General features: G+C 67.6%; 17 protein-coding genes and 1 pseudogene. 6 read left to right on the top strand and 12 right to left on the bottom strand.

Annotated elements, in window-relative coordinates:
- Positions 1–17 precede the first annotated feature (17 nt).
- From NU1_RS35715 to NU1_RS35705, 3 genes are all read left to right on the top strand, one after another.
- Positions 18–995, top strand: a complete 978-nt coding sequence (locus tag NU1_RS35715; RefSeq protein WP_067528560.1) for an NADP-dependent oxidoreductase — start codon at positions 18–20, stop codon at positions 993–995.
- A 145-nt stretch (positions 996–1,140) separates the two neighbouring features.
- Positions 1,141–2,301: a globin domain-containing protein gene (locus NU1_RS35710; protein WP_067528558.1), complete on the top strand. Its 1,161-nt coding sequence runs from the start codon at positions 1,141–1,143 to the stop codon at positions 2,299–2,301.
- A gap of 236 nt (positions 2,302–2,537) precedes the next feature.
- Positions 2,538–3,320, top strand: a complete 783-nt coding sequence (locus NU1_RS35705; protein WP_170264362.1) for an FAD-binding oxidoreductase — start codon at positions 2,538–2,540, stop codon at positions 3,318–3,320.
- A 215-nt stretch (positions 3,321–3,535) separates the two neighbouring features.
- Here the strand turns inward: NU1_RS35705 and NU1_RS35700 are convergent, their stop codons facing one another.
- From NU1_RS35700 to NU1_RS35665, 9 genes and pseudogenes are all read right to left on the bottom strand, one after another.
- Positions 3,536–4,708: a globin domain-containing protein gene (locus tag NU1_RS35700; protein ID WP_067528556.1), complete on the bottom strand. Its 1,173-nt coding sequence runs from the start codon at positions 4,706–4,708 to the stop codon at positions 3,536–3,538.
- Between the two features lie 667 nt (positions 4,709–5,375).
- Entirely contained in the window at positions 5,376–5,774 is a 399-nt protein-coding gene (locus NU1_RS35695) for a heat shock protein transcriptional repressor HspR (RefSeq protein WP_067528554.1), read from the bottom strand.
- Entirely contained in the window at positions 5,774–6,958 is a 1,185-nt protein-coding gene (dnaJ, locus tag NU1_RS35690) for a molecular chaperone DnaJ (protein WP_067528553.1), read from the bottom strand. The genes NU1_RS35695 and dnaJ overlap by 1 nt, the downstream gene beginning before the upstream one ends.
- Before the next feature lie 51 nt (positions 6,959–7,009).
- On the bottom strand, positions 7,010–7,660 hold the full coding sequence (gene grpE, locus NU1_RS35685; protein ID WP_067528551.1) for a nucleotide exchange factor GrpE: 651 nt from the start codon (positions 7,658–7,660) through the stop codon (positions 7,010–7,012).
- Positions 7,657–9,495, bottom strand: a complete 1,839-nt coding sequence (gene dnaK / locus NU1_RS35680; RefSeq protein WP_067528549.1) for a molecular chaperone DnaK — start codon at positions 9,493–9,495, stop codon at positions 7,657–7,659. Before dnaK ends, grpE begins: the two co-directional genes overlap by 4 nt.
- 319 nt (positions 9,496–9,814) lie before the next feature.
- A complete protein-coding gene (locus NU1_RS35675; RefSeq protein WP_067528548.1) occupies positions 9,815–10,579 on the bottom strand; it encodes a DUF1707 SHOCT-like domain-containing protein in 765 nt (254 codons plus the stop codon).
- A 12-nt stretch (positions 10,580–10,591) separates the two neighbouring features.
- Positions 10,592–11,392 (bottom strand): DUF1707 domain-containing protein, encoded by an 801-nt coding sequence (locus NU1_RS35670; protein ID WP_157553463.1) that lies wholly within the window; start codon positions 11,390–11,392, stop codon positions 10,592–10,594.
- A gap of 94 nt (positions 11,393–11,486) precedes the next feature.
- Positions 11,487–11,684: pseudogene (locus NU1_RS43905) on the bottom strand (DUF1707 SHOCT-like domain-containing protein); the annotation flags it as partial.
- A 142-nt stretch (positions 11,685–11,826) separates the two neighbouring features.
- A complete protein-coding gene (locus NU1_RS35665; protein WP_067528546.1) occupies positions 11,827–12,468 on the bottom strand; it encodes an HhH-GDP family DNA glycosylase in 642 nt (213 codons plus the stop codon).
- A gap of 147 nt (positions 12,469–12,615) precedes the next feature.
- Here NU1_RS35665 and NU1_RS35660 point away from each other — a divergent pair, with 147 nt between their 5' ends.
- A complete protein-coding gene (locus tag NU1_RS35660; RefSeq protein WP_067528544.1) occupies positions 12,616–13,776 on the top strand; it encodes a zinc-binding dehydrogenase in 1,161 nt (386 codons plus the stop codon).
- On the opposite strand, the gene NU1_RS35655 is transcribed toward NU1_RS35660, so the two are convergent.
- From NU1_RS35655 to NU1_RS43900, 3 genes are all read right to left on the bottom strand, one after another.
- The gene (locus tag NU1_RS35655; protein WP_067528542.1) at positions 13,773–15,368 is read right to left on the bottom strand and encodes a dynamin family protein; all 1,596 of its coding nucleotides are present in this window, start codon (positions 15,366–15,368) and stop codon (positions 13,773–13,775) included. The two genes, NU1_RS35660 and NU1_RS35655, sit on opposite strands and share 4 nt — an antisense overlap.
- Before the next feature lie 603 nt (positions 15,369–15,971).
- Positions 15,972–17,828, bottom strand: a complete 1,857-nt coding sequence (locus tag NU1_RS35650; RefSeq protein ID WP_067528615.1) for a dynamin family protein — start codon at positions 17,826–17,828, stop codon at positions 15,972–15,974.
- Between the two features lie 51 nt (positions 17,829–17,879).
- A complete protein-coding gene (locus NU1_RS43900) occupies positions 17,880–19,841 on the bottom strand; it encodes an IniB N-terminal domain-containing protein (protein ID WP_067528539.1) in 1,962 nt (653 codons plus the stop codon).
- A 308-nt stretch (positions 19,842–20,149) separates the two neighbouring features.
- Between NU1_RS43900 and NU1_RS35640 the strand changes: the two genes are divergently transcribed.
- Both NU1_RS35640 and NU1_RS35635 read left to right on the top strand, forming a co-directional pair.
- The gene (locus tag NU1_RS35640; RefSeq protein ID WP_067528537.1) at positions 20,150–21,940 is read left to right on the top strand and encodes an Hsp70 family protein; all 1,791 of its coding nucleotides are present in this window, start codon (positions 20,150–20,152) and stop codon (positions 21,938–21,940) included.
- Positions 21,941–21,952: 12 nt separating this feature from the next.
- A complete protein-coding gene (locus NU1_RS35635) occupies positions 21,953–25,069 on the top strand; it encodes a LuxR C-terminal-related transcriptional regulator (RefSeq protein WP_245720466.1) in 3,117 nt (1,038 codons plus the stop codon).
- The last annotated feature ends 38 nt before the right edge of the window (positions 25,070–25,107 follow it).

Below are 25,107 nucleotides of genomic sequence, written 5' to 3'. Positions count from 1 at the left end.
CAAACGAATGGAGTCCCATGCGCGCGATCGTCGTCCGAGAGTTCTTCGGCAAGCCCGAACCCGCCGATCTGCCCAACCCCTTGGCCGGACCGGGCCAGATCCGGATCCGCCTCGATGCGGCCGGAGTGAATCCCTTCGATCACAAGATCATCGAGGGGGCGCTGAAAGGTCAGCTACCGCACGAATTCCCGCTCATCCCCGGCCTCGACGGCGCGGGCGAGATCGCGGATATCGGCGAGGGGGTGACCGGCTTCGAGGTCGGCGACCGGGTCGCGGGCAAATGGCTGATCCCACCGGTCGGGCACGGCACCTTCGCCGAGTACATCGTGGTTCCACGCAATAGCGTGATAGCCAAGATTCCAGACAATGTCACCGCCCTCGCGGCCGCCGCGCTACCCACCGCCGGACTCACCGCCGCCGACCTGATCGAGGCCGCCGGGGTCCGCAGCGGGCAAACCGTACTGATCATGGGCGCGGCCGGTGGGGTCGGTTCCTTCCTCGTCCAGCTCGCAGCGGCCGCGGGTGCGCATGTCATCGCCACCGCCCGCCCCGACGACGCCGACCGCATGATCCGACTGGGTGCCGCCGAGGTAATCGACTACAGCCGCAAGGTGCCCGTCTCCGACTCCCCCGAGCCCGCGCTCTACCAGCCGTCCGTCGCCGATTCGGTGCGCACCACCCATCCCGGCGGTATCGACGCGGTACTCGATCTGGTGAGCTCCCCCGCGGCGCTGGCCGAACTCGCGGAGCTGGTGCACCCCGGTGGCGCGGTCTTCAGCACCATCGGATCGGTCGACGAGGCGACCCTGCAAACGCGTGGCATCAGATGCGGCAATATCAACTCCACCGGCAGTGCGGCGGGATTGGCACAGCTGCTCCAGCGCACCTCCGACGGCGACCTGGTGGTTCCGATCGACAATGCCGTCCCGCTGGCGGAGGCCGCGGGTGTTGTCGGAGCCTCCGGTGCGCGGGGTAAAACGGTCCTGGTCATCTGAGCTTCGGGGGCGCCAGCGGCCGTCGAGTCCGAGTGGCGTTGGCCATATCCGTGCGACCTTGCTCTTTTCAGGGATACTTGTCGCGGAGGACCGCTGAAAATCCCGGCGCGTCCCAGGCAGTACACACGAAAGGGAGCTCGACGTCGTGGATGCGCGTTCGGCTGCGCTGGTCCGCGCAAACTTCCGGGCAGTCGTTGAAGCCCCGCATGGGCCGGAGCGACTGATCAGCGCGTTCTATGGTCACCTCTTCGCAGAGATTCCGGCTCTGCGTGAGCTGTTCCCGCCAGCGATGGATATGCAGGCCAAGCGGGTGATGACGGCTATTCAGTTCGTCCTCGACAATCTGGAGGACTGGGATCGCGCCCAGCGCTTCCTGGAGCAACTCGCCCGCGATCACCGCAAGTACGGGGTCGAGGCGGCCCATTACGACATCGCGGGGCGCGCGCTGCTGTCGGCGTTCCGTAGCTACAACGGGACCGGGCAGTGGAATCGGGGCCTCGAGGAGGGCTGGCGCGATATCACCATCCTCATCTCGGCCTCCATGGCCATCGGCGCGAATTCCGATAAATCGCAGCCGTATTGGGAGGCGACGGTGGTCGGGCACCGGCGAGTGGTGGACGACCTCGCCATTGTGCGGCTGCAGTCCGATACGCCGATTCCGTATCTGGCCGGACAGTACGTGCCGATCGCCATTCCACAGCGGCCGAAGATGTGGCGCTACTTATCCCCAGCCATCCCCACCAACCCGTACGGCGAGATCGAGTTCCACGTCCGCAAGGTGCGCACCGGGTGGGTGAGTCCGGCCATTGTGAACGAAACCCAGGTCGGCGACCGCTGGATGATCGCCGCGCCGCTCGGCGGACTGCATGTGGATCTACAGGCCCGCAAGGACGTCCTGATGATCGGCTCCGGCACCGGCATCGCGCCGCTGCGCGCACAGCTGATCGAAATGGGCAGGCGCGGCATCAACCCGCGCGTACACCTGTTCATGGGCGGCCGCTACCCGTGCGATCTCTACGACGTGGAGAACATGTGGCAGCTGTCGCAATCCAATCCGTGGCTCACCGTGGTGCCGGTGTGCGAGAACGAATCCAATCCGTGGTGGCATCCGTATCCGCCCGCCGAGACGCCGTACGGCATGCACCGACGGCTGATCGGCAATCTGGGCGCGGTGGTGGCGAGCTTCGGCGCGTGGTCGGATCGCCAGATCCAGATCGCCGGATCGGCGCGCATGATCGCCGACACCCGGCGCGCGCTGCTGTCGGTGGGGACGCCCGACTACGTAATCAACTCGGATCCGGTGTGAGGCAGAGCCCGCCCCCGGTCTGGGACCGAGCCGACACCCGATGTGGGACCGAGCCCGTCATTCCGGCGTGCTTTTGGCCGGAATCCACCACATTGGTTGCGGCTCAACGGGTGTGGATCCAGGACAAGAGCATTCCGGGATGACGAGGTGGCGAAACCCTCGGATGACGACCCGGATGACGGCGTAGCCACGCTGCGGGATGGGCGCATGTTGTTTTCGATTGTGGGAGGTATGCGGTGACGATCGGCCCGGATGAGACCGGCGCGCTCGCGTTGGAGAATGCGGAGTACGCGGCGACCGTGGTGGGTGCGCATCGGATTCGCGCGGACTGGACCGTTATCCGGCTGATCGGCGAATTCGTGCCGTTCGCGGCCGGGCAATCGGTGCAGGTACGGGTGCCGCAACACCCGAACATGGTGCGGCGCCTGTATCCCGCGCTGCCACCGTCGCTGGACGGCAAATTGGAGTTCCACGTGCGAACGGTGCCGGGTGGCTGGTGCAGTCCGGCCATTGTGACCGACACCCGCCCCGGCGATCAGTGGCAGATCAGCGCCCCCGAGGGTTGGCTGGCGGTCGCACCGGATGCCACCGATGTGGTGCTGCTCGCCGAGGGGCCGGGACTCGCGCCGATGCGTTCGCTGATCCTGGATCTGGCTCGCCGCGCCGCACCCCCGCGCACCCACCTCCTCGTCGGCGCACGCCACCCCCGTGACCTGTACGCCTCCGATATGCTTTACCTGCTGGCCGGTGAATTGCCTTGGCTCACAGTAATTCCCGTGGTCCATTCGGAGGACGAACCGGACTGGGTCGACCAGTGGTACGAGGCGTCCCGCGTGGATATCGGCTTCCAGCCACAGGAGATGCTGCCCGGCACTCTGGCCGACGCCATCAACCGCTTCGGTCCCCTCGACCACCATCAAATCCTGGTGTGCGGCAATGCCGCCCCCGTCCAGCTGGCTGTCGACAGCCTCATTGCCAATGGCGCACCGACGGAAGCCATTCGCTACGAAGGGTTCTGAATCGACCGGGCTCTGTGATCTCGCGCCGCTCTCGCTGCGCGAGAGCGGCGCAGGTGTGAGATAAGGGCATCGAACTCCTCGCTGGAACCCCGGAACAGCAGATGCGGACGGCGTCACGCCTCGCGGAACCTGGCAACAGCAGATGCGGACAGCGTCACGCCTCGCGGAGCCTCGCAGCAGCAAGTTGCGGCGGGCGTCATGCCTCGCCGCGGATCTCAGAACAGGGGATCGTGGCGGATGTTCGCGGTTGGCATTCCGGCGGCCATGAGCCGGAACTTGGTGGTCTGCACCATCGACGGTGAGCCGACGATCTGTACATCACGGTCGGCCCAAGATCCGTAGCCCGCGACGATTTTGCCGATCTGGCCGACTTGACGCGGCTGCAATCCGGGGAGCTCTTTCTCCGGTGCCTCGCTGTCACCGAATACCCACCAGGGATTCTCATCGCTCTCGGTGACGGGCGTGACCGTGAGCCATTTGTTCTCGCAGGCGAGTTGACTCAAGGTCTCCAGGTCGTAGAGATCGCACGGATAGTGCCCGCCCACGAAGACATCCACCTTCGGATTGGATCGCCGCTGGGTCATGGCCATGAGCTGTGCGCGCAGCGGTGCGATGCCGGTACCGCAGCCGACCATGAGCATTTTGCGCCGGGTATTGCGGGGTACGCCGAGTCCGCCGAGCGGCGACCCGATGAGCCACTGTTCGCCGACCCGGGTGTGCCCGACCATGGCCGGACTGACCCAGCCGCCGGTGACGCCCCGAATGTGGAATTCGATCTCGCCACTGGGATTGGCGGGAATGGCCGGGGACAGGTACCGCCACATGCGTGGCCGCGACGGGATCTGCACACTCATGTACTGACCTGGCGCGTACTGCATGGGCTGGTCCAGCTTCAACCGCACCACGGCGAGATTGCGCAGGACCTCACGGTGTTCGACGACGACGCCGGTCCAGACCGGCGGGGTGCTCTCCTGCTCCGCCGCACTGATCATGGTGTCGGCGATAACGCCGAGTCCGGCGTCCCAGGCGCGCTCCACCTCGTCGGTCCACAGCTCGGTCCCGGCGTAGGCCTTCATCGCGGCCTTCAACGAGGTCGCCACGGCCGAATAGTGTTCGGCGACAACTCCGTACTTGCGATGGTCGCGGCCGAGTTGCGCTAGGAAGGGCAGCAGCTTGTTCGGTTCTTCCAGACGGTCGACGGCATAGGCGATAGCCTTGACGAGGCGATCACGCTGGGCGTCGAGTGCCGCGGGGAAGAAGTCGCGAACTTGCGGATGTTCGGTAAACAGAATGGCATAGAAAGAACGGGCGAGCTTCTCGGGGCCACCGTCTTCTGCAGCAACCGCCTTGAACGTCGTTCTAATTAATGCGACGGTCCGCGAATCCATATGTGTCACAACCCCATTTCGCACTCGAACGCAGGCGCACGGCCGAGTGCAGGTGCTGCGGGACACTCGACAGCAGCCGATGCCTACCGAGTGTAAGCGAGGGTTGCCAGCAACGGAACGGCTCGTTTCAACTAGCCACCCAAAATTCCTCTAAAACCTGAAGTAACTACCCAAAAAGGTTTGGAAACAGACCATTTACCTGCGACACGCCGATTGGCGCCGGTCACAGCTCGTCGATTTTGCAGGATACGTTTTGCAAGGATCCACAAATGAGCGATCGCTCCGCAACCACAACAGGCTCGCAATTATCTTGTGCCATACCGGCGAATGGAACATTTCGGAGATATATCCAACCGTCCGGTCGGGACTTTTCTCGGGACCGATCCGCTCCCGATCTAGATCAATTTCATTCGGCCGCGAGAAATCATCCAGCACATTGCCCGCAACAAACGCCTTCTGGCGAACAGCACCTCTCGAACGACGAAGGCAGCGCCCCGAATTCGGGACGCTCCTCCGCCTCTCCGCGCCTTCAGGCCAGACTCAGGTGCCACACCGGTCGCGTTGGCGGCTGCGGCCATGTGGCACATCAGTCAGCCCGTCCCCGGCAAGTTACCCATGTCGGAACGAAATCAGTTGTCGCTGCCGTTACGAACTGCCTTGGCGGGCACTACGTCCGTCGCCGGTTGCGCGGCTGCCACACCACCAGGGCCGTGCTGCGCTGCGGCGGGGAGAGTTGCTCCGGGCGGTATCCCGCTCGCAGTCGCTCCACCTCCGCCGCCAGCTCGGCTACCCGCTGCTGCAATCCCTCGACCTGGTTGGTGAGTTCGATGATCCGTTTGATTCCGGCGAGATTGACGCCCTCGTCCTGGGATAGGCGCTGCACCTCGCGGAGCAGTTCCACATCCCGATCGGAGTAGCGTCGCCCGCCGCCCGAAGTGCGCTGTGGCGAAACCAGACCGAGCCGGTCATAGGTTCGTAGCGTCTGGGCATGCATGCCCGCCAGCTGTGCCGCCACCGAGATCAGGAAGTACTGGGTCTCGTTGCTCTTCTTCGGATCGGAATTCATTACGCACCTGCCCATCCAGCACGCGGGTCGAATCCACTGGCGCTCTCCGCCTCCGCATAGCGCCGCAGCGCCTCGGTGGCATTGTCGTCCAGCTTCTGCGGCACCGCGACCTTCACGGTGACGAGAAGATCACCCGCGCCACCGCCGCGCTTGGGTACACCGCGGCCACGTACGCGCAGCGTGCGGCCGTCGGCGGTGCCCGGCGGCACCTTCACACCGACGCGGCCCTCCAGCGTCGGCACCGAAACGGTTGTTCCGAGTACCAATTCGCTGTAGGTCACCGGCAATACCAGGGTCAGGTCGTCACCATTGCGGCCGAAGACCTTGTCACCGCTGACGTGCACGGTGACGAACAGATCTCCCGGGGGCGCACCCCGCAGACCCGCCTCACCCTGGCCCGCCAACCGAATTCGCTGCCCGTCGCGCACCCCCGGAGGGATACGCACCGTAATGGTGCGAGTCCGGTTCTGGATGCCGGTACCGCGGCAGTCGGCGCACGGGTTGTCGATAATCGATCCGGTGGCCCGGCACTCGTCGCACGGTTCACTGAATCCGAACGCACCCTGGTTCCGGCTGATGACACCGGATCCATTGCAGTGCGGGCAGACTCGCGGACTCGTGCCCGGCTTGGCACCACTGCCGTGGCAGGTGGTGCACGGCGACGGACTGGTCATCCGCAGCGGAACCGTGACGCCCTGAGCCGCCTCGCGGAAGCCCAGCGTCGTCTCGGTCTCCACATCACTGCCGCGGCGCGGCCGCGACGTGGTGCGGGTACCGCCCCGGTTGAACAACCCGCCCAGGATGTCGCCCAGACCACCATCGGCCGCGGTCGCGCCACCGGCGGCACCGCCGAAGATATCGCCGAGATTGAACTCCGCACCGGTGAAGCCACCGGGTGCGTAGCCGCCGCTCCCGCCCGGGGAGAAGCCGCCGCGGCCGAAACCACCGCTGGCGAACAGCTTCCGCGCCTCGTCGTACTCCTTGCGCTTCGCCGGGTCCGACAGAACCGAATGCGCCTCACTGACGGACTTGAACTTCTCCTCGGCCGCCGTGTCACCCGGATTCTTATCCGGATGCAGGTCACGAGCGAGCTTGCGGTAGGCCTTCTTGACCTCGTCCTGGGAGGCACTGGAGGAAATACCCAGCTCTTTGTAGAAGTCCTTTTCGAGCCACTCCCGATTCACCGGGCATCCCCTCCTTTCCTGGTCCGCTGCCGCGCGGCTGGCAGCTGTGTCTTATCCGATGCCGTTGGCATCAATGCCAGCGTTCGTTGAATCCTGTTGTTCGCCATCGCCATTGCCAGGTCCGTCGGTAACTCCGACCAGTGCGTGCCGGAGCACGCGATCGCCGAACCGGTAACCCTTGCGCATAACCATGCCGAGTACCGGATCGTGTCCGGATCCCTCGTGCTGCACGGCCTCGTGCAGGGTCGGGTCGAAAGGCTCACCCTCCGTACCGAATTCCTCTAGGCCCTGCTTCTGCAGAGCGGTGACCAGCTTGTCCGCCACCCCCTTGAGGGGTCCGGCTTCCAGGTCGCCATGGGCGCGGGCCCGATCGAGATCGTCGAGCACACCGAGCAGTTCACTGACCACCTGTGCCTTGGCGGTGTCGATGGTGGCCTTGCGGTCCCGTTCGACACGACGCCGGTAGTTCGCGTACTCGGCGGTCAGTCGCTGTAGATCAGCGGTGCGCTCGGCCAGTTCGGCGGTAATGGCGTCGGCGAGTGCGTCGGCACTCACTCCGGCTGCGCCGTCAGGCCCGAGGGCCGCGGCGACGACTGCATCGTCGGCCGCGGCCTCGAAAACCTCACCCGCGGCCGGATCTTCGACGATCGGCTCTTGTTCCGGGCTGCGCTCATCGCGCGGCCCGCCGCGGTGGTTTGTCACTTCTTCTCAGGCTCCTCAACGACCTCGGCGTCCACCACGGTGTCATCGGAATCGGTTGCGCTCTGGCCGTTTTCGGACTGAGCGGCATCCGCGGCCGAGGCCTCGTAGATGGCTTGGCCCAGCGCCTGCGACTCGGTCGCGAGCTTCTCCACCGCGGCCTTGATGACCGCGATATCGGTACCCTTCAGCGCCTCGTTCGCCTCACTGATAGCCGCCTCGACCTTGGACTTGACGTCGGCCGGGACCTTGTCCTCGTTATCGGAGATGAACTTCTCGGTCTGGTGCACCAGCGACTCGGCCTGGTTCCGGGTCTCGGCCTCGTCACGACGGGCCTTGTCCTCGGCGGCGTGCGCCTCGGCGTCCTTCACCATCCGGTCGATCTCCTCCTTGGACAGGCCGGAGCCGTCCTGGATCTTGATCGTGTTCTCCTTGCCGGTGCCCTTGTCCTTGGCGGTGACGTGGACGATGCCGTTGGCGTCGATGTCGAAGATGACCTCGATCTGCGGCACTCCACGCGGAGCCGGCGGGATACCGGTCAGCTCGAAGGAGCCGAGCAGCTTGTTGTGCGAAGCGATTTCGCGCTCACCCTGGAAGACCTGGATCTGCACGGACGGCTGGTTGTCGTCGGCCGTGGTGAAGGTCTCGGACCGCTTGGTCGGGATGGTGGTGTTGCGCTCGATGAGCTTGGTCATCACGCCACCCTTGGTCTCGATACCCAGCGACAGCGGGGTGACATCGAGCAGCAGGACGTCCTTGACCTCGCCCTTGAGCACACCGGCCTGCAGGGCCGCGCCGATGGCGACGACCTCGTCCGGGTTCACGCCCTTGTTCGGCTCCTTGCCACCGGTCAGCTCCTTGACGAGCTCGGAGACGGCGGGCATACGGGTCGAACCACCGACCAGCACGACATGATCGATATCGCCGACGGAAATACCGGCGTCCTTGATCACGGACTGGAACGGCTTGCGGGTGCGATCCAGCAGATCGGAGGTGATCTTCTGGAACTCCGAACGGGTCAGCTGCTCATCGAGGAACAGCGGGTTCTTATCCGCGTCCACGGTGATGTAGGGCAGGTTGATCGAGGTGCTCTGGCCCGAGGACAGTTCGATCTTGGCCTTCTCGGCAGCCTCACGCAGGCGCTGCATGGCCATCTTGTCCTTGGTCAGGTCGATGCCCGAGCTGCCCTTGAACTTGTCGACCAGCCATCCCACGACGCGCTCGTCCCAGTCGTCACCACCGAGGTGGTTGTCGCCGGAGGTCGCGCGGACCTCGACAACGCCCTCGCCGATATCGAGCAGCGAGACATCGAAGGTGCCGCCACCGAGGTCGAAGACCAGGATGGACTGCTCCTTGTCGCCCTTGTCCAGGCCGTACGCCAGCGCGGCCGCGGTGGGCTCGTTGACGATGCGAAGCACATTGAGGCCCGCGATCTGGCCGGCTTCCTTGGTCGCCTGGCGCTGCGCGTCCTCGAAGTAGGCGGGGACGGTGATGACCGCGTCGGTGATCTCCTCACCGAGGTACGCCTCGGCGTCGCGCTTCAGCTTCATGAGCGTGCGCGCGGAGATTTCCTGCGGGGTGTACTTCTTGTTGTCGATTTCCACCGACCAGTCTTCGCCCATATGGCGCTTGACCGAGCGGATGGTGCGATCGACGTTGGTGACGGCCTGGTTCTTGGCGGGCTGACCGACAAGCACCTCGCCGTTCTTAGCGAACGCGACAATCGAGGGAGTGGTACGTGATCCCTCCGAGTTGGCGACGACGACCGGCTCACCGCCTTCGAGAACAGCGATGACCGAGTTCGTGGTCCCGAGGTCGATACCGACCGCACGAGCCATTTTGATTCCTCCTAGTTGACGTACCTTGCTTGGCACTGGAGCAGAGCTCTCAGCAACACTGAGCGTGGTCGGCTCAATCCTGCACTCGGTTCGTCCGGGATGCAACTTGAACTTGAGTCGTACTCGCTCAACCTTGACGTGAATGACCAACTGAGGGCCCAGGTCGATCTATTCCCGGGGTGTGGAGAAATTTTTCGCGAGAGTTCGCTACGAGCCCCCAGCGAGGTCGACCCGGGAGTCATTGTGGACCATGCCGACCGGTCTGAAACCAAGGGTCGGTGCTGGCCCGCGATCGCGGGGCAGGCCCCGCCGATGGCGGCTACTCGTCCACCCGGTTGACCCGCAGCGGCTCCCCGGCGGTCGTGACCTCCAGGTATCCGGTCTTCCCCGGGCTTTCGACATAGATCCGAACGAAGGGGTTCTCGCCCTTCTCGGGCCGTTCGATCATGATGTGGCCGACCGGGCTGCCGGGCGCACGGACGCTTTTCGGGGCTCCGGCGATGAATCGGGCGATGACGGGGACGTCGATGGTCGCGAGGTCGAAGGCCTCCGCCTTGTCCGATCGCGAGGACTCGGTGTAGGCGTTGAAACCGCCGTCGTAGCGAATGCGCTGGGTCTGTGTGCCCGATTGCCGCTCGATGATCACGTAGTCGGGGTAGAGGGTCAGCTCGTCGACCATGGTGTCGCCGTATCGCTCGCGATAGTCGGCAATGAGAGCGTCCAGTCCACGGCCGGTATTCAGGTCGGGCATAGGCCGCCCAACCGTCTCGCGCGCGCCCCAACCGACGAGCGCGCCGAGGATCCCGGCCGCACCGACCACGGCCGCCGCCACCTCCCAGCGCCGCGAGCGGCGACGACGATCGGTCCGCACCACCGGGGTATCGACCAGATTGGCGGGTACCTGCAAATCCCCGATCAGCCCGTCCAGATCGCCGAAAGTCTTGGCGCGCATGGCTTTCACGGTGCGGTCATCGTGCTCGTTCGCAGTGAGCTGGCCATTGTCGCGCGCGGCGTCGAGGAGGGCGCAGGCATCGACGCGATCGGTGTCACGCACGCGCAGGCCGCTGTGCCGGGATGTTCGCACGGGCTCTCCCACCTACTTCCGGAACGGGGACTGTCGCAGGATTTCGCCGCTCGGAGTCGCCTCCAGGTGGGCGCTCTCCTTGAACTCGTTGTTGACGTAGATCACCACCGATGGCTGGCCCCGGCCGGCACGGCTGGCGTCGAAAACAATGTGGGTGACGCGCCCCTGCTCGACCCCCAGTCCGGTGACGGCCAGGGTGATCAGACTCGCCATGGCATCGATATCCAGGGTTCCGAGATCGACCGTGACGGTGCCGGACGTCCGTGACCTCGGGTCACCCGACTTCGCGAAACCGCCTCGGTAGTTCCAGCTCTCATACAGCGTGTCGCGAATTGCCGACGGTCGATCGACACTGGCCATATCGGGATAGAGCAGGAATCGGTCGGCGATGGTGTCACCGAACCTGGCACGGTATTGGTCACGAAACAGCGCCATGCCCTCGCGAGTCACCAGACTGGGAGTCGCGATCACCAGTGGTGCCGCCGCATCCAATTCGGGATCACCCGGCATCGAGATGGTCACCGCCGGTCGATATACCAGGGCAAAGCCGGTGGCCGCCGCCGCCACGGTCGCGGCCACCAGTATCGCGGCGAACCACTGCCGTCGATGTGAGCGCGGCGGCCGCGGCCCGGCGGGGGCGTCGGACGTCCGCTGCAGGTCCGCGGTGAACTCCGTGAGCTCACCCAGAGTCTTTGCCGTCCCGGCCAATTCGATCAGGGTGCGATGATCGTCCGCGGCGAGCTGGCCATCGCCGAGTGCCGCGTCCAAACAGCACGCAGGTGGCGGCACGGTCGTCGTCGCGCGCTCGAACATGGGGCGGGTAACCGGCCCGTCGCGTTCCGCGGTGGACCGAATCCGGTTGAGGCAGCTTCAGATCCGCCGTCCCCGGCGAGGCCTGCAAATCCGCTACCAGTCGGTGCAGCTGCGCGAGCGTCTCCGCCTTACCCGCGCGCTCGGATCGCGTGTGATACTCGCCCGCCGCGAGCTGCCCCTCCTCATAGGCGGCGTCGAGGCGGGCCCGCGCATTCACACGGTCGATATCCCGTGCCCGGATTTGCCCGGACCCCGTCGACTGCCCCGGCGCTCCGGACGATCTCGATCCCACATCGGGATCGTAAGCGCTGGTGGTATGCCGCGTACGCCCTAACCCACCTATGGGCGTGGCATCCCGCTGTTACCGAGCTCGAATGCGTGGTGCCGCCCCCGCCATTCCACCGGTTGACGGTTGCGGGCCGTTCCTACGCGCGCTATTCGGCTGCGGCGAGTACCTCGCGCGCGAGGTCGCGATCGAGGGTGATCCGAACGAGGGCGGCGGCCAGGTCGGCGTCGTGGCCGGGCGCGAGGCGGGCCAGGCTGTCGGCGTCGGTGGGCAGATCGAGTTGTCGCGCGCCGCTGCGGGCTCGCTCGTCGAAATGCGGGCGGGCCCAGGTCCAGGTGTCCTGCACCTCGCGGAGGAAGATATCCGCGCCGACCGGGCCGATGCCTTGGAACTGCTGCAGCAGATCGGCCAGACGACTGGGGTCGTGGTCGGCTTCCGCCGCGACTTTGCGCAGGTCGCCTTCGTAGCGGTCGAGCAGCAGGGCGGCATTCGCGCCGAGGCGGCTCGCGGTGGATTCGTCGTAGCGCCGGTATCGGGCGCGGCCGAGGGCGTCGACAAGCTCCTGCCAGTCGGCATCGGCGACCCGGTGTGGCGTGCGGTATCCGCTGGTCACGAGCTCGCGGGTGGCGGCCACGGCGATATCCGCGGAGATTCGGGTACTGAGCAGGTGGGCGAGCACCAGCAATTGATAGAGGGGTGCGGGTTTATCGGCCAGCCGGATACCGGCCTCTGCGGCGTAACTGGTTCCCGCGCGATCCAGCAATGCGCGGACGACCCCTTGTCGGCTCATGCGGCACCTACCCTTCCGGACATGGTGCGCGTACCCGGTGCGGCGCATTCCACACGCCATGCGCTCAGCAGACCTCGGCGAAGCGGAGTCCTCCGGCAGCCGAGTCGGGAAGAATCTGGCGGACACCGTCTTCGTCAGGAGTCAGTCATGCGAGCGACCGTCGTCACCAAGGGCGAATTCCAGGTGCGGGATCTCCCGACCCCCGTTCCGGGCAGCGGACAGGTGCTGATCGAGGTGACCCGGTGCGGGATCTGCGGCTCCGATCTACACGCGCGCGTCCATTGCGATGAACTCGCCGACCTGGCCTCGGCCACCGGCTACAACCACTTCATGCGCTCGGAGCAGAGCGTGGTGCTCGGACACGAATTCTCCGGGGAGATAGTCGATTACGGGCCGGGCTGCCGAAAGCGTTGGCGGATCGGCACTCCGGTGGTCGCGCTGCCCATCCTGCGGCACGGCCGCGAACCGCATCTGACCGGACTGTCGGTCGCCGCGCCCGGTGGTTATGCCGAGCAGGTCGTGGTGCAGGAATCCATGACCTTCCCCGTACCCAATGGGTTGTCGGCGGAACTCGCCGCCCTGACCGAACCCATGGCGGTGGCCTGGCATGCCGTGCGAAAAGGCCGGATCGGCAAGAAGCAAACGGCTTTCGTGATCGGTTGCGGGCCCATTGGTTTGGCGGTCATCAGCATGCTGAAGGCCGCCGGGGTGCGGACGGTGGTGGCCAGCGACTTCTCACCGCGCCGTCGCGAACTCGCCGCCCGCTGTGGAGCGGATGTGGTGGTCGATCCCGGTACCGAATCTCCATGGGACGCGGCTCCGCACAAGTCCCGCATTACCGGCGCCACCGATATCCTTAACCTCGGCTTCGACGCCATGGACAAGTTCCGCCGGATTCCGAATCTGCCGTGGTGGTACCTCTTCCGTGCCGCTCACGCCCTCAACCAGGGCCCGAATACGCCGGTCATCTTCGAATGCGTCGGTGTCCCAGGGATTCTCGACCAGATCCTGACTGCCGCTCCACCCATGTCCCGGGTGGTCGTGGTGGGCGTCTGCATGCAGACCGACCAGATCCACCCCGCCACAGCCATCAATAAGGAAATCGAACTCCGCTTCGTCCTCGGCTACGACCCCGGTGAATTCCGCGACACCCTGCATATGATCGCCGACGGCAAGGTGGACCCGTCCCCACTGATCACCGGCACCGTGGGTCTGGACGGTATCGACACCGCCTTCGCCACGCTCGCCTCCCCCGACCATCACGCCAAGATCCTCATCGATCCGCGCAGCCCGAAAACCGCGCCCTAGCGGCGGATTCGGGTGAACGGTGTGGTCGGCGGTTCCTGCAGCAGGTCCAGCAGACCCTCCGCGCTGCGAGCCGCGATGAGGCAGGCGGCGGCCGTCGATTGGTCGGCCAGTGGGTGGCCGGCTCGGGAACGCCATTTGCGGACGGCGGCGAGCGCGCCACCGTGCTGGGTCGCGAGGTCGGCGTCGGCGGGGAGGCCGAGACGCAGGTGCGGGGCGACGCCGGAACCTCCTATGAGGCGGTGAAGTTCGGTCAGATCGTCGGCCGGGAGGGGGAGGTCGTCGGAACGGAGGCGACCGAGGAGTCGCAATTCCGCGAAGCCGTGGACATCGGCGAGTAGCGTGCGGACTCGCGGCAGGACGGAGTCGGCGGCGGTGCCCGGGAAGGCGGTGAGGACTCGGGCCAGACCGGTCAGCGCGGAATGCGCCTTGAGTTCCTCCGCGCGCTGGGCGAATTGCACGTCCAGGACGGTGCGGAGTTCATCGAGGCCGCTGCGAGCGGTGAGTTCGGCTGCGAGGGACGCGGAGTCGCGGACGCCGAGCCGGATCAGGGTGACGGACAGGCGGATTCCGAACAGACCGAAGCGCGCGGCGAGGTGGGCGCGCAGCTCCGGAGGCACAGGTAATCGCAGGTCGGGGCGGGCGAAGCGGTCGGCGGAGAGCAGGGCGGCGGTGAGCTCCTCGGTGGGGACCGCTGCCAGCGCTTCGAAGGCCGCGTACTCCCGCTGCCGCAGCGTCGCGGCGGCGAAGGCGAGCAATCCGGCCACCGGGATAACGGACTGGCACAGGCCGGTTCGCTCCAGTTCGTCCGCGAACCTCGATGCCACATCGCGAGCGGAATGCAGAGCGTCGATACGTCCGGCACCGATCTCATCCGCACGCGACACCACGCCGACCGCGCCCAGCGGGCCCGACACCGCCGAACCGCGATGCACCGCACCGGATCCCGCACCGATGGTTTCGAGGAAGTCCACATCGGCGGCATCCAGGCGGCGCAGGAGGTAGACAACGGCATCGGCGCTCGGCAGGGCGACACCGGCCGGGTCGGCGGTAGGGGTGAGCAACCGGGAGGTGCGCGCCGACACCTCCTGCGACAGCGACGAGATACCCGGGGTGTCGATAATCGTGGTGCGGGCCAACTCCTCCGACGGCCACTGCACGTCGAGATGCTCCACCGATCGCGCACCCGCGGCATTCCAGCGCAGTGCCGACAGATCGAAGTGCAGCCCGTGCGCGCCCGGTAGCCCATCGGCCCCGCGATCGCGGCGCACCACCACATCGGCCCGCGCCCCATCGCGTGCGTACGCGGTCACCCGGGGCGTGGCCCCATGCCGATACCAGGTCACCAATCGGGTGCACTCGGTCGCATCCGTCGGCGCGATATCCTGCCCGACCAGTGCGTTCAGCAGCGTCGACTTCCCGGCCTTCAACTGCCCGGCCAAGGCCACCCGCAGCGGTTCATCCAGTCGCCGCGCACAATCGGCGAGCAACGCGCCCGGCCGCGCCTGCCCGGCATAGGCCTGCCGGGCCACACCGATCAACCGTCGCGCCTCGGGCACGATCCCGGCCACAGCACCCGGGGTGTCGAAAACCATCTGGTCACGGTACCGGGGCACAATTCACCTCCGCCCACTACCCGCTGAGCTTGCCCAGGTGCGGCGCACCGCGGACCGGAAAGCCATTCCGGCGGCCCACACCCGAGTCATCCCGGCACAGCACCGCCTCGATCATCGCGGCACGCCACGCCTGAGCCATCCCGGCACAGCACCGCCTCGATCATCGCGGCACGCCACGCCTGAGCCATCCCGGCACAGCACCGCCTCAGTCATCGCGACACTCCACGCCCCAGTCATTCCGGCGTGTTTTTGGCCGGGATCCACACCTGTAGCGGCCCAACCATTGCGGTGGATTCCGGCCAAAAGCACGCCGGAATGACGGGCTGGGTACTGAGCCTGGGTTGGGTACCGGGCCTGGGCCTGGGCCTGGGCCTGGGCCTGGGGCTGGGGCTGGGGCTGGGTACCGGGCCTGGGCTGGACTGGGTGCCGAGCCTGGGCCTGGGCCGGGGCTCCGGGCCGGGGCTCCGGGCCTGGGCCGGACTGGGTGCCGAGCCTGGGCCGGGGTGCGGAGCCTGGGCCGGGGTGCCGGGATGGCTGGTGCTGTGTGAGGTTCCGGTTGCGCGGGGAGGTGCGAGCCGCGTATCAAGGGGCTCCCAGGGCGGTGCGCGGCGGTTGGCCCGGTGGGAGTGCGGGCTCGGTCGTACGCGCACCGGAGGGCAGCAGTGCCTCCGCGTGGCGGCGGAGTTCGGCCACAACCCGGAGCTGGCGTTCGAGTTCGGTGCAGCGGGCGGTGCGGCGGGTCGATTCGACACCGGCGGCCTCCTGGGCGGCGCGGAGGGAATCGTCGAGGGAGCGGAGGCTGCGGTCGGCTATGCCGGTGAAGTGGTCGCGGAGGAGGCGGTGGATGCGGTGTAGGCGGTCCTTGGTTTCCTTGCCACAGTGAAAGGCGATGTCGTCTACGTAGCGGCGGACGGCTTGTTTGGCCTCGGCACGGCGTTTGGCCAGGCGGGCCTGCTTATCGTCGCGGAAAGCCTTGCTGCCCAGGATTACTCCCGCGCCGAGCGAGAGCGGGTTGATGAGCGCCATACCCGCGAGCGTCCCCGCCAATCCGACCATGACCACGCCGCCGTAGGAGCCCCGAACGCCGACCAGCACCTTGTGTGTGAAGCCGAGATCCGGTTCGAGATCGGCGAGTGTGCAGGAGCCCACGCGAGAACCACCGGGGTCGAGTGTGTTCGACACCTCCGGTAGATCCACCGCACCCAGCTCGGTGAAATGTCCGGCGACCTGTTCGGCCAGCTTGATGGTGCGGGTCCGCGTCCACAGCAGGTTATCGCCCACGGCGGTTCCGACCATGCCGGTGAGCCATTCCTCGATGGCGTCCCAGTGTCGCCCGGGATCGTGATCGTCGATCCACTCCTCGGCCTCGCGGGCGATATTGCGCAGTCGATTGCGCAGGTCATGGTCGATATCACCGGCCAGGTCGGTGATTCCGTCGCCCAGGGTCTGCTGCCAGGTGGCGGTGCGCCGCCGCAATTGTTCGGCGGCTGCCTTGGCCGCGCGCAATTCACGAATGGCGGCGGCTCCGCGCTCCGGATCCCGCAGTGCCACCAGCTCACTACCCAGCGCCAGTGCCAAATGCTCGGCCGCCGAACCGATATCGAGGCCCACCGCCTGCCGCACCGCCGTCACGTCGCGAGCCACCACCTGGTCACGCAGGAACTGGAACACCTGCCCGAACCCGGATTCGCGGCCCAACTGTTCATCGCGCAGGCGCATGGCGTGTGTGCGCAGGAGCGAGGACACCGGGATAATCGGCAGTTCGAGTCCGGCATGCGCCAGATGCCGCTGATTGGCTTCGGACACCTGCCGCCAGTGCGGGTACAGGTCGACCTTGCTGAGCAGGACCGCCACCGCCGGACACAGTTCCCGCGCCTGCCGCAGGAATTCTACCTCCGGCGCGGTGAGTTCGGTGGAGGCGTCGGTGAGTACCAGTACCGCGTCCGCCGCCGGGATCGCACCGAAAACACCTGCCGCGCCTGAATTTCCGTGCGCGCCCAGACCGGGGGTGTCGACCAGTACGATCCCGTCGGCGAGCAGCTGGTTGGGGGTTTCCACCTCCACCCGCAGCACCGGCCGCGCCCTCATCGCGTGGTCGGTGACCCCGAGCTCCTCGAAAGGTACCGGCACCCGGGTGGATTCGGTATCACCGCCACCCGGTCCGGCGAGTACCGCCGCCGCCCGCGGCTGCTGACCGTGCGACAGGGTGACCGTGACGGTGGTGGTCGTATCATCGCCCACCGCACATACATCCAGGTTGAGCAGCGCGTTCACGAACTGACTCTTGCCCTGATTGCCCAACCCCGCCACCACGATCCGTCGTCGCGGATCGCGGACCCGCTGCGCGACGGTCTCCAGCCGCCCCACCAGGTCCCCCCGCTCGGCCGCGCGCGCGACCGCGATGGTCTCCCCCAGTATCGACAGCAGTGGATTCGCCATCACGGTGCCGGTCACAGCAGTCTCACCAATCCTCGCTCAGGAGTGCGGTACTCAGGAATGCAGAATGTCGCCGATGATGTCGCCATCCGCATAACTCCCGGCCTCTGCGCCACCGCCGAAGCCGCCCTCCCCGTACAGCCCGCCATCGGTGCCACCGGCCAGCCCGCCGTCCACCCCGGCCCCGAAGGTCTGCGAAACGTCCAGCCCCGCCCAGGGATTCGCGGCAACTCCGGAATCCACAGCGCCACCTCCGTGCAATCCCGACTCCGCCCCCAGCGCGCCGTCGAAACCACCGCCGATCTGTCCCGTAGCCCCGATCGCGGAATCCAGACCGGTCGACAACCCACCGCCAACCTGACCCGCAGCGCCGAGCGCCGAGTCCACCCCGGTCGACAACCCGCCATCGACCGCTCCCGAAAGATCCGTCCCCACACCGGTTCCCAGCTGACCGTCGACCACCGACCCGATCCCGGTCTCCAGCCCACCGCCGAACTGTCCGCCAGCATTCACCGCGCCGTCGAAACCGCCGGAAAGCCCCGCATCGAGCCCAGTTCCGACCTGCGCGCCGAGATCGGTCGCGGCCTGCACACCGCCGCCGAGCGCCGCATCCACCCCACCGGACAAGCCACCACCAAGCTCCGCACCCGCCTGAGTACCCGCGTTCACCACGCCCCCGATACCGGTGGAAACCCCAGCCTCCAGACCACTACCGAGCTGCACACCGGCATCGACCAGACCATCGGCTCCCGCGCTCGCTCCCGCACCAAGATCCGCCGCCGCCTGACCACCGGCCCCGAGCGCCGACTCCAGCCCACCCGACAAACCACCACCGAGTTCCACACCGACCTGGGTGCCCGCATTCACCACACCACCGACACCTGCACCGAGCCCGGCACCCGCGTCCACCGCACCGTTCACAGCCGCACCAAGATCCACGGCCGCCTGACCACCCGCGCCCAGCGCCGACTCCAGCCCACCCGACAAACCACCACCGAGTTCCGCACCGACCTGGGTGCCCGCATTCACCACACCACCGATACCGGTCGAAAGCCCAGCCTCCAGACCACTACCGAGCTGCACACCGGCATCGACCAGACCATCGACTCCCGCGCCCACTCCCGCACCGAGCCCGACACCCGCGCCCACCGCACCATTCACAGCCGCACCAAGATCCACGGCCGCCTGACCACCCGCGCCCAGCGCCGACTCCAGCCCACCCGACAAACCACCACCGAGTTCCACACCCGCGTTCACCAGGCCCTCGACCCCGGCACTCACGCCAGCACCGAGTCCCGCACCCGCGCCGACCGCACCGTTCACGGCCGCACCGAGCCCGGCTCCGAGGCCCGCGCCCACACCGGTGGCAGCGTCGACCACGCCGCCCAGCGACGCGCCCAGTCCGGCCCCGAGGCCGGTGGCCGTCGTGACAGCGCCCCCGATGCCCGCGGTCAGATCCGCGCCAGCCTGGGCTACCGCACCGATCGCGCCCTGCAATCCGGCGCTCAGATCCGCGCCGACCTGCGTACCGACCGCTCCGGACAGACCGGTTTCCAGGTCCACGGCGGCACCTACGCCAGCCGCGACGGCCCCCTCGATCCCGGCGGCCAGCTGCGCCCCGAGGTCGGCGGCCCCACCCGCTCCGGCGGAAAGGCCCAGGTCCAGGCCAGCTCCGAGCTCGCCGCCGAGGGCCACCTCGGCCGCGGCGGCGGTGGCTGCGGTTACGGCGAGTCCGGCCGTCCCCGCCGCGACCGCACCTACCGACGCCGAACCGTTCACTCCGGTATCCACCGCACCGCACACCCCACCGGCGGCAACGATCGCCGACAGTTGGGAACCACCCGCTACCAGCGCGGATTCGGCCACCATGGGCGCTACGGCGGCAATGTCCTCCGGTGTCACCGACACCAGCCCGGCATCGGTCAGTGCCAGTCCGGGATTGGTGCAGTAGCTGGCGGCGGCCGCCGGATCGCGCAGCAGGTTGAGGATGAACTCGAGGATCGCATTGGGACTCATGGCAAATCGTCTCCTTCGGCGGACCCCCTCGGTCCACTCAGTTGAATTGCCTTTCACGTTAGGAACCTCACGCGTTACGCCGGAACGGGGTGAACTCCCCTGTTGCCGGACCCGTTCTCATTGGGGGCGGGGTGGGCATTAGGGGGATTTCCCCGTACCTACCCCCAATCCGGTAACGACGATCCCCCAGCAACCGACAGGTCCCATGAGTCCACACGGACCGAACGCAAATGGTTTAGAACAAATCGGACTGATCGACTTTCGAACATCACGCCGGGCAGGGCGTTTCGAATGACAGGGGTTCTCGAATGGGTCAGGGTCAGGCGCTCGGCATAACTGTCGGGTCGCTGAATACGGTCGCCGTGACGACTTCGGGGGGAAACCGCAGACTACATATCCTCCCGAGCCTCCTGGGCTCGGCGGCCGAGGTTCCGGAGAGCATTCTCTCCCGGGTAGGGGATCCGGTCGATATCCGGACGGGTGACGGATCCGCTGTTCGCGCAGCAGATCTCGTGGCCGCGGCGATCGGTCGGGCGTTGGACGACACCGGCCCCGCCGCGGCTACCGCCGCCTGCTACCCGGCCTGGTGGTCGCAGCACACGGTGGAGGTGCAGCGCACCGCGCTCACCGCCGCCGGGCTGGAAGGTGTTGCGCTGGTACCGGAACCTGCCGCGGCCATGCGCTGGTTGCAGGAAGTACACGAGTCCGTACATGACGGTGCGATGGCGGTATATGACCTCGGCGCGACCGGTTTGACGGTTTCAGTGGTACGTACCGGTCCACTGTCGGGTCTACTCGGCGAACCAGTGCACTCGGCGGTGGTATCGGGTACGGAATTCGACCTACTGGCGATGCGCTACGTGCTGGCTAATGCGGTGGGGGGAAACGATTTCGATCCCTTCGACCCGATGGTGGAACAGGAATTAGCGGCGCTGCGCGTTCGCTGCAGAATTGCGAAGGAATCACTTTCCAAAAAGACCGCGGCCGTGGTGCCGGTCCGACTGCCCGCCTTCGGGATGGATGTCCGACTGGTGCGCGACGAACTCGAGGAACTGCTGCGCGGCCCGCTGCTCACTTCCATGGATCTGCTGCGGGAGGCGGTGCGTCGCGCCGGACTCCAGGTCAAGGAACTCGAAGGCATCCTGCTCACCGGCGGCGGCGCGACGATTCCGCTGGTGACGGAACTGCTGTCGACGGAATTCGGCATTCCGGTGGCCGCGGCCGCCGATCCCGCACATATCAGCGCACACGGCGCGGCCCTGCTGGCGGCGGATCTTCTCGCCACCACCGCCACCGAACCGCACCCGGCGCTGGCGGCGGCACCGACCGCGCCCATCCACGTCGATATCGACGGTGCGACGGATAAAGCCGCAGATGCCGACCAGCCGCGGGGTGCGAATCCACGCGGAATCAGCAGCGCACATCCCGCTGGCAAGGGACGTGGCAAGGCGATCGCGAACGTTCCCGACGCAACCGACGGCACCGAGCGGATTTCCCTCTCGCTGCCCTCCTTACCGGTCGAGCCCCCACCCGCGGGCAAACGCAACCGGCGGCGGTTGGTCGTAATCAGTGCCGCCGCCATCGCGGTCGCGGCGTTGACCACCGGCACCCTGGCGCTCGGCACCAGCATGCAATCGGCACCATCGGATTCGCTCACACCTGCGCCGCCGTCGACCACGGTCGCCGCGTCGAACACCACCGGATCGGAGCACATCACCGGCGCTCCGGTCGCCCCAATCGCCGTGCACCCGACCGGATCCCCCGGTAGCCCGGCCCCGACCCCCGGCCCGGGCAACACCCCCAGCCCGGCAAACACGACCGGTCCGGCCAACACCCCCGGCCCGGGCGGCACGACCGGCGCTCCCACCGAGGCTGCCCAGCCACCGGCGGAACCGGCCGCGCCGCCCAATCAGCCCCCATCAGATCCCGCTGCCGCGCCACAACCTCCGGCGGTTCAACTCCCCGCCCCGCAGCAGCCCTCGATGCCCACGATGCCCGGCCTACCCACCGCCCTACCCGACATCGTCGATCGGGCCGGTAGCACTGTCAGCACGGCGCTCGACGCGCCGAAACAACTCGTTCCCAATACGGGCGGCTAGGGGTTGGTTCTCGTGGTCGGCAATACCCCCGTCGCGCTCGACTCTTTGCCGGGCGCGCGAGAAATCTTCCGGGAGTTGGATTCCGAGGATCCCACTCCCCTGCTGTACCTGATCCGAGGCCGTTCCGGCACCGGTAAATCCACCCTGCTGTCGGCGATTCGCAGCCGGTTGCGGGCACGCGGCATCGCACTGTCGGACAATCCGGCCGATTCCGCCGGTGCCACAAACGGTTTCCCGGCCGTCGCGGGCCAAACGGTGGGCGGATTCCCGGCGGTCCAGGGGTATCAAGCCGGTAGACAACCGGGCCGCCCCGGTGGGCCCCGCGTGGCTCTGGTGGTAGACGACGCCCACACCCTGTCCGACATCGCTCTCAAAAACCTCTGTGCGGCAGCTGAATCCGGTACCCATACCGTTGTCATCGCCAGTTGTCCCCGCCCGCACGATCAACGACTGCGCACCCTCACCGACCTGGTGGCGCGGCGTGGTCGCGTGGTCGACCTGCGCGCCCTGGCACTGGCCGAAATCGCGCCGTTCGCACGGGAACTCGGCATGATGGTGCCGCGTGGCCTGACCCAGCACATCCACCGCCAGACCGACGGTATCCACGGCGGCGTGGTGGCGGCCCTGACCGCCGCCTGCGCGACCCGGCTGGATGCGGGGGTGGGAGCGGTCGACACCGCCGTCACCACGTGGGCCCGCGCCCGCCTCGACGATGCCGACCCGGACCTGCTCGACACCCTGGTCGTGGCCGCCATCGGCGCGGGCCTGGACGCCGCTGAGCTCATCGAGGTCCTGGACGTAACCGCCCCGACCGCACAGGATCTGGTGGATCGCGCCCGGGCCAGCGCCCTCATTACCGATGCGGATCTACTGGTGGCACCCGCCGTCGCCCCGCTGCGCACCCTGGTCGGCGACCGCCGCTTCCTGGCCGTGCAACGCCGCCTGCTGCGAGCCCGCCTGGATGCCGGGCTGCTCCGCGACCACACCGCCCTCCTGCTGGCCGAATCCGGCGTACGCGATCCACGGCTGGCCGAATTCCTCTGCACCGCAGCCGAAAAGGCGGGCGATGAAGCGGTCCGCTACTACGCCGCCGCCGCCACGGCCGGGGCCGACCCCACCACCATCGCCGTCCGCTGGGCCGATGCGGCCGCCCGCACCGGTGACTGCGACACGGCCCTGCGCCAGGCCGAGCCCGCCCTCGCCCGCGACGATATCGCGCCGGCGGAACTCGCTGCCGCGGTTCGCATCTGCGCGGGCGTCTGGACCCGTCGCGGGCTCATCTCCCGCGCCGCCCAGCTCTACACCTGGCTCGGCGCGCACCGCGTCGGCCCGGACTGGGCAGTCGGCGCAGCGGTCCTCTATCTCGCCGGCGATGCCACCGCCGCGCACGCGCTCTCCGCCTCCGCCGATCGGTGGCCACCCACCGAGGCGACCGCCCGCGCCGGTCTCATTGCCACGGCGCTGGCGAAGTCGGTCGGGCCGGGTTCGCCAGCACCGCGTCCCGATTCATCCCCAGCGTTCACAGGTGTGGATACTCGGGGGAGCGCACCGAATTCACCGACCACGACCGGCAAACGATCCGATTGGACCGACGCGGCGGCGGTTTCCGAGGCACTCGGTCCAGACTCCGCCGCACCGGACCAGCGAGTGTCCCGGCCGAGCATCGGTATCGGCTTCTCCACGGCGAATAGTCCCGCTATGTCGAAGCTGGATCCACCATCCGAACCCATTCCGTCGGGTACACCCGAAACAGCTGTAGCCGCAATCGGCTTCCCCCGGATTCGAACCGATACCGCGCACAGCGCGGCAGCAGCGCTCACCGGTGAGACCGGCGGGCGCACGACCCGGCCGCGCTCGGGCTTCGACTCCACGACAGAACGCTCTGCGGACGGGTCGCCGAACTCTACGGCCTACGGCACGCCCGCCGCCTCCGGGGCAGCCGGCATAGCGACAGCGGCAATGGGTTTCCCCAAATGCCCCACCGATGAGCGTCGTGGCGCGGCGCTCATCGCCGCCTCCGAGCTGATCCACGCCGCGCATTCGAGTCTCACGCAGTCCGACGCGGGCGGGGACCGCTTCCTGCCCTGTTCGGCAGTGTCCATCGCCGCGCTGCTGTCCCTGAGTATGGGCGAGCCCCGGCGCGCGGCGGACGCCCTGCGCGGCGGCGCCGCCGCCGATCCGCAACTGCGAGTACTGGCGGCGTGGGTCGCCATGCTGGGTGGTGACGAACGTGCGGCCGCCGCCGTGGTCGCTCAACTCGATCCCACCGCCCTCGATCCGCGCGACCGCCTCCTCGCGCACGCCGTCATTGTCGGACTGGCCCGGCGCGGTGGCGACCACACCGCGCTCACCCTGGCCTGGCAGGCCGCCATCCCGCTCTTCGACGAGGTCGGCGCGGATTTGCTGACGCTGCTTCCGATCGGCGAATTGTGGCTCGCCGGCATCCGTTTGCGGGACGAGGCCCGGGTGACCGCACTGGTCGACGCGGCCCGGCAGCTACTGCGCAGGCTCGGCGATCCGCCCGCCTGGGCGAATTCCTTCCACTGGTACGCGATCCAGGCCGCCATCGCCCATGAGAGTCCGGAGGAACTGCTCCCGCACGCGCATCGGCTGAAAACGGCGGCGCAGGCCGGTGATCCCCAGGCCGCCGCACTGGCCGACGCGGGCCGCACCTGGGTGCTGGTGCTGCGCGGCCAAGTCGAACGCGCCCCGGTCGAGGCGGCGGTGCGCCGACTCGCCGGGCTGGGCCTGAGCTGGGATGCCGCCCGCCTCGCCAGTGAGGCCGCGCTCGCTGCCGACGATTCGGCGACGGCGACGGCGCTGTTGAAACTGGCGCGCACCGTCCGAGTCCAATCGCGCCCCTCCGACCATCCGGTGCGCCCACTCCCGGCGACCCCTGCCCCACGTCCGGAACCGCTGCCCGACGCCGTGCTCAGCGAGCGTGAACGCGAGGTCGCGGAGCTGGTTCTGCTCGGCCTCACCTATCGGGAGATAGGTGCCCGGCTGTATATCTCGGCCAAGACCGTGGAGCATCATGTGGCGCGGATCAGACGTCGAATCGGTGCCGGGTCTCGTTCGGAGTTATTGTCAATGCTCCGCGCTATGGGCCACGGGTCACTCCTGGTGTAAGACCCGGGGCGCGGACGCCCGACCTGGACGCACCGAAT

Source organism: Nocardia uniformis NBRC 13702, assembly GCF_001613345.1.
Taxonomy (GTDB): Bacteria; Actinomycetota; Actinomycetes; order Mycobacteriales; family Mycobacteriaceae; genus Nocardia; species Nocardia uniformis.
The sequence above is the reverse complement of the archived record's forward strand: the minus strand, read 5'-3'. Positions and strand labels throughout refer to the sequence as shown.

Coding starts and splice junctions, on each gene's coding strand:
- NU1_RS35715 (WP_067528560.1), top strand. CDS start 18: ATGCGCGCGATCGTCGTCCGAGAGTTCTTCGGCAAGCCCGAACCCGCC.
- NU1_RS35700 (WP_067528556.1), bottom strand. CDS start 4,708: ATGGATTCGCGGACCGTCGCATTAATTAGAACGACGTTCAAGGCGGTT.
- NU1_RS35695 (WP_067528554.1), bottom strand. CDS start 5,774: ATGAATTCCGATCCGAAGAAGAGCAACGAGACCCAGTACTTCCTGATC.
- dnaK (WP_067528549.1), bottom strand. CDS start 9,495: ATGGCTCGTGCGGTCGGTATCGACCTCGGGACCACGAACTCGGTCATC.
- NU1_RS35670 (WP_157553463.1), bottom strand. CDS start 11,392: ATGTTCGAGCGCGCGACGACGACCGTGCCGCCACCTGCGTGCTGTTTG.
- NU1_RS35665 (WP_067528546.1), bottom strand. CDS start 12,468: ATGAGCCGACAAGGGGTCGTCCGCGCATTGCTGGATCGCGCGGGAACC.
- NU1_RS35660 (WP_067528544.1), top strand. CDS start 12,616: ATGCGAGCGACCGTCGTCACCAAGGGCGAATTCCAGGTGCGGGATCTC.
- NU1_RS35655 (WP_067528542.1), bottom strand. CDS start 15,368: ATGGTTTTCGACACCCCGGGTGCTGTGGCCGGGATCGTGCCCGAGGCG.
- NU1_RS35650 (WP_067528615.1), bottom strand. CDS start 17,828: ATGGCGAATCCACTGCTGTCGATACTGGGGGAGACCATCGCGGTCGCG.
- NU1_RS43900 (WP_067528539.1), bottom strand. CDS start 19,841: ATGAGTCCCAATGCGATCCTCGAGTTCATCCTCAACCTGCTGCGCGAT.
- NU1_RS35640 (WP_067528537.1), top strand. CDS start 20,150: ATGGGTCAGGGTCAGGCGCTCGGCATAACTGTCGGGTCGCTGAATACG.